Raw genomic sequence first — 4,949 nt, forward strand, 5'->3', positions numbered from 1 at the left:
GCCTGGTGCAGACCTCCCTCCAGATCGGCGGCGCGGTGGTCCTCGCCGTCACCACCGGCCTCATCGGCGGCGCGGCCGCCGAGGGGATCGCCGGCTACCGACCCGGCCTGTACCTGGTGACCGCCGTCGCGGCGATCGGCCTGGCCGCCTCGGCCACCGCCCTGCTCACCCGCAACCAGAAGGTCACCGAACTCGCCTGAGCTATCAGCAGGTCCATTCGCCCGCAGATGGGGTCGCCGGAACTCGGCGGCCCCATCGAGCCGTGTCCGAAACGGTCGCCGGCGTCATCCCGCCCAGCAGTTCAGAACTCGGCGTCCTCGACGCGCCCCTTCATGCCGGACTCGGCGAGCACGTCCACCACCCGCAGGGCGAACTTCTCCGCCCAGGATCGTCCCTCGGCGTAGGTGGCGAAGCCGAGGCCGATGAAGGTGGCACGGGTCCGGCCGTCGGCCTCGCGGTAGACGATGTGGATGGTGCGGTCGTTGCCCGCGTCGACGAGGTCGTACCAGGGGGCGGGATCCTCGTAGTCCTGGCGGCGGGCGTCGCCCGCGGCGAGGCGTTCGCTGGACCAGCGTTCACCGAGGCCGATGAGCGCGGCGTATTTGAACTTCCGGTCCATCCAGGTGGGCTTCTCTCGCACAGCCCGGTGGACCGCCATCGCGATCCGAGCCGTCGGCGCATCGGTGACAAGGACGGACCCGACGTTCTCGGCCATCAAACATTCCCCAACTGACTCGAACTTCCCGATGAAGGGAACAGGATAGATGGCGCGGGCCGGATCGGACAGCCCGACCACAGCCGGACAAACCGGACGAGAATGTCAACTGTGACAGTGCCCAACGAACCGCGGTCCCGCGACCGCGCCGCTCAGGAAACGCCGAGGTCGCGCGCGATGATGGTTTTCATGACCTCGCTGGTCCCCGCGTAGATCCGGGCCACCCGCGCATCGGTGTACAGCCGGGCGATCGGATACTCCGTCATGTAGCCGTAGCCGCCGAACAGTTGCAGGCAGCGGTCCACCACGCGGGCCTGGGTCTCGGTGCAGAACAGCTTCACCCTGGCGGCGTCCGCCGGTGAGAGCACACCGTCGATCAGGTCGAGGACGGCGCGGTCGATCATGGTCTGGGCGGCCTCGACTTCGGCGGACAGGGCGGCGAGTTCGAACTTGGTGTTCTGGAACGACGAGACCGGGGTGCCGAACGCCGTGCGCTGCCGGGTGTAGTCGATGGTGACGGCGATGGCGGCGGGCGCCTGGGCGACCGAGCCGACCGCGACGGTGAGGCGTTCCTGCGGCAGGTTGTGGCCGAGGTACCCGAACGCGGCGCCCTCCTCGCCGAGCCGGTTGGCGACCGGGACGCGCACGTCGGTGAAGGACAGTTCCGTGGTGTCCTGCACCTTGCAGCCCATCTTGTCCAGCAGACGGCCGCGTCGGAAGCCCGCCATGCCGTCTTCGACGACGAGCAGGGTCAGCCCGGCGCGCCGGTTGCCTGGGTCGGCGCCGGTGCGGGCGACCACGACGACCAGATCGGCGAGCAGGCCGCCGGTGATGAAAGTCTTGGCGCCGTTGAGAATGTAGTGGTCGCCGTCGCGGACGGCGGTGGTGCGGATGCCCGCCAGGTCGGAGCCGGTGCCGGGCTCGGTCATGGCGATCGCGGTGAGCAGCCGGCCCGCCGCCAGGCCGGGGAACCAGCGCGCGCGCTGCGCGGGGTCGGCGTATTCGAGGAAGTAGGGCAGGATCACGTCGAGCTGGGTGCGGACGGTGCCGAGCGTGACCAGGGCGCGGGCCGCCTCCTCCTGGAGGATCACGTTGTAGCGGTAGTCGCGCAGGCCCGCGCCGCCGTGCTCCTCGGGCAGCGCGAAGCCGAGCAGGCCGAGTTCGCCCATGGCGGTGAAGATCTCGCGCGGCATCCGCCCGGCCTTCTCCCAGGCGGGATAGTCGGGCGCGATCTGTTTCGCGACGAAATCCCTGGCCAGTTCGCGGAACGCGTCGTGGTCGGCGGTGAACAACTGGCGGCGCACGGGCTACCTCCGGTTCTCGGTGGTGGCGGGGCGGACCGGCGGCCTGCGCACGCTCCAGCGCCCGGTGAAACGCGGTTCGCGGTGTTCGGCGAAGGCGGCGTAGGCCTCGGGGGCGTCCTCGGTGGCGAAATTGAGTCCCTGCGCCCTGGCCTCGGCGGCGAGCGCCTGGCGCAGGGTGGTGACGGCGCCCTCGTGCAACAGCGCCTTGGACTGGGCCGACGCGACCGGCGGTCCGGCGGCCAGCCGCGCGGCGAGTTCGTCGGTGAACGCGTCGATCTCCCCGGCCGGGCGCACCCAGGTGACCAGGCCCAGGTCGTGGGCCTGTGCGGCATCGATGGTCTCGGCGAGCAGGGTCAGGCGCTTGGCCTGCTGCATGCCGACCAGCCGGGGCAGCAGCCAGGACCCGCCCAGGTCCATGGTGAGGCCGCGCCGGGTGAACACCTGGGAGAAGGTCGATTCCGGGGTGGCGACGACCAGGTCGCAGCCGAGTGCGAGATTCCAGCCCGCCCCGAACGCCGGGCCGGTCACCTTCGCGACGGTCGGCAACGGCAGCTCGTGCAGCAGCAGGGCCACGTCGGTCAGCGGGCGCATGCGGTGGATCGGGTGCGAATTGTCCGGCACCGAGATGTCGGCGCCGGAGCAGAAGGCGCCGCCCGCGCCGGTCAGCACCAGCGCCCGCACCGAGCGGTCGCCTGCCGTCGCGCGCAGGGCGTCGGCCAGGGCGAGCCACAGCTCGCCGTCGATGGCGTTGCGGCGGTGCGGGCGGTTCAGGGTCAGGGTGCGCACGCCGTCGCGGTCGGTGACGAGCAGGCTCGCCCGTGGCGTGGCCGTGACCTCGGCCCCGTCTCCGCGGGCGGCCGGACGGGACGCACCGGTGTATTCGGCCTCGGCGCTCACCTCGCGGCCCCCCGCGACGAGGTTTCGGCCGGACTCGGCGGCACGTCCGTCGTGTCGATCGGCCCATCGGCCGTCGGCTGTGCGCCGGTCGGCTGTGCGCCGGTCGGCGCCGAGGGCGCTCGACCGAGGACGGCGCAGGCCCGCAGGTACGCGATCTCCTCGGCGGTGCAACCGATTTCGGCGAGCACGGCATCGGTGTGCTCGCCGAGCGCGGGCACCGGCCCCATCGGCGGGTCGTAGCCGGTGAGGACGGCAGGCGGCAGCAGGGCGGGCACCGGCCCGGCGGGTGTGTCGATCTCGCGCCAGCGGCCGCGTTCGACGAGCTGGGGATGGTCGAGGACCTCGCTCGGGCGGTTGTAGCGGGCGTTGCCGATGCCCGCCGCGTCGGCGATGCGCTGGATGTCGGCGAGATCGTGGCGGGCGCACCAGGCGGCGATGGCGGTGTCGAGTTCGGCGCGGTGGCGGGTTCGGCCGGGATTGGTGCGCAGGCGCTCGTCGGCGGCCAGGTCGGGGCGGTCGATGATCTCGGTGGCCAGGCGCTGCCATTCGCGGTCGTTGGTGGTGCCGAGGACAATGGTCTGCCCGTCGGCGGTGCGGTAGGCGCCGTAGGGGGACACCGCGGGCGAGCTCATGCCGAGCGGCTGCTGGTCGATGCCGGAATGCCGGGCGTAAGTGAGGTGGTAGCCCATCATCTCGGCCATGGTGTCGAACAGGCTGACCGTGATCTGTGCCCCGCGCCCGCCCTCGAGCGGCCTGCGGGAGCGGGACTCCGGCGCGGCATCGCGGGAGGCGTCGCGGCGGTAGATGGCGGCGACGACGGCCAGCGCGGCGTACAGGCCGGTGGTCACATCGGCCACGGCCGGGCCGGGTTTGGCGGGGGCGTCGGCGGTGCCGGTCACCGCGCACACCCCGGACTCGGCCTGCACCAGCAGGTCGTAGGCGCGCTTGTGCGACAGCGGCCCGCCCCGGCCGAAGCCGTCGATCTCCACGGTCACCAGATGCGGATGCGCCCTGGCCAGCTCCGGCCCGGACAGGCCGAGGCGCGCGACGGCGCCGGGCGCGAGATTGGACACCAGCACGTCGGCGTCGAGCAGCAGCCGGTGCAGCAGATCCGCGCCCTCGGCGGATTTCACGTCGACCGCGACGGATTCCTTGCCCCGGTTCACCCACACGAAGTGCGCGGCCTGCCCGCCCACCACGTCGTCGTAGTACCGGGCGAAGTCGCCGCCGTCCGGGTGCTCGATCTTCACGACCCTGGCGCCGAAGTCGGCCAGCGTCCGCGTGCACATGGGCGCGGACACCGCTTGTTCCAGGGCGATCACGGTGATGCCGGACAGCGGGCCGCCGGGCGCGCGGTCCATCACAGCACCGTGCCGCCGTCCACCGGCAGCACCTGCCCGGTGATGAAGGAGGCGGCGTCGGAGGCGAGGAACACGAAGGCGCCCGCGACCTCTTCGGGTTCGGCCCAGCGCCGCAACAGGATCCGGTCGAGCATCGGCCCGGCGAAGCGCTCGTTCGTGCGGATGGTCTCGGTCATGGGCGTGGCCGCCAGCGGGGCCAGCGCGTTGACCAGGATGTTCTTTCGGGCCAGTTCCTTGGCCAGCGACTTGGTGATGCCGAGGATCGCGGCCTTGGCGGCGGAGTAGTTCACCTGCCCGAGCGTGCCGACCAGGCCCGCGGCGGAGGTGACGTTGATGATGCGCCCGCGTCCGTCGGTGGCCAGGTGCGGCAGCGCCGCCTGCGAGCAGTTGAGGGTGCCCATGACGTGGATGTCGAACAACCGCCGCACGGATTCTGCGGTGGTGTCGGCGAACATGGCGGGAGCGGTGACGCCGGCGTTGTTGACGACGATGTGCACGGCGCCGCCGGCGAGGGCGGCGGCGCGTTCGGCGGCCTCGCCCGCGGCGGCCCGGTCGGTGACGTCGAAGGCGAAGCTGTGCGCCACACCGCCGTCGCCGGTGATCTTCTCGGCGACGGCCGCCGCGGCGTCGCCGTCCCGATCGGTGACCAGCACCGAGGCGCCGGGGGGGGGG

Annotated in this window: 5 protein-coding genes and 1 pseudogene; 1 reads left to right on the forward strand and 5 read right to left on the reverse strand. The window is 72.2% G+C overall.

Features of this window, described 5'->3' with window-relative positions; genetic code table 11:
• Positions 1–200 (forward strand): annotated as a pseudogene (locus QH283_RS11800) (MFS transporter); the annotation flags it as partial.
• Positions 201–301: 101 nt separating this feature from the next.
• On the opposite strand, the gene QH283_RS11805 reads toward QH283_RS11800, so the two are convergent.
• From QH283_RS11805 to QH283_RS11825, 5 genes are all read right to left on the reverse strand, one after another.
• The gene (locus QH283_RS11805; protein ID WP_280503048.1) at positions 302–619 is read right to left on the reverse strand and encodes a hypothetical protein; all 318 of its coding nucleotides are present in this window, start codon (positions 617–619) and stop codon (positions 302–304) included.
• 248 nt (positions 620–867) lie between these two features.
• On the reverse strand, positions 868–2,019 hold the full coding sequence (locus QH283_RS11810) for an acyl-CoA dehydrogenase family protein (RefSeq protein ID WP_280503049.1): 1,152 nt from the start codon (positions 2,017–2,019) through the stop codon (positions 868–870).
• 3 nt (positions 2,020–2,022) lie between these two features.
• The gene (locus QH283_RS11815; RefSeq protein WP_280503052.1) at positions 2,023–2,829 is read right to left on the reverse strand and encodes an enoyl-CoA hydratase/isomerase family protein; all 807 of its coding nucleotides are present in this window, start codon (positions 2,827–2,829) and stop codon (positions 2,023–2,025) included.
• Positions 2,830–2,912: 83 nt separating this feature from the next.
• Positions 2,913–4,277 carry a CaiB/BaiF CoA transferase family protein gene (locus QH283_RS11820; RefSeq protein ID WP_280503050.1) on the reverse strand — a complete coding sequence of 455 codons (1,365 nt, stop codon included), beginning with the start codon at positions 4,275–4,277 and terminating at the stop codon, positions 2,913–2,915.
• Positions 4,277–4,949 (reverse strand): SDR family NAD(P)-dependent oxidoreductase (locus QH283_RS11825; protein WP_280503051.1); only part of this gene is annotated, 673 nt, incomplete at its 5' end. The genes QH283_RS11825 and QH283_RS11820, both read right to left, overlap by 1 nt.

The sequence above is a fragment of the Nocardia farcinica genome (assembly GCF_029867845.1).
Classification (GTDB): Bacteria; Actinomycetota; Actinomycetes; order Mycobacteriales; family Mycobacteriaceae; genus Nocardia; species Nocardia farcinica_A.

Coding starts and splice junctions, on each gene's coding strand:
- QH283_RS11820 (WP_280503050.1), bottom strand. CDS start 4,277: ATGGACCGCGCGCCCGGCGGCCCGCTGTCCGGCATCACCGTGATCGCC.
- QH283_RS11805 (WP_280503048.1), bottom strand. CDS start 619: ATGGACCGGAAGTTCAAATACGCCGCGCTCATCGGCCTCGGTGAACGC.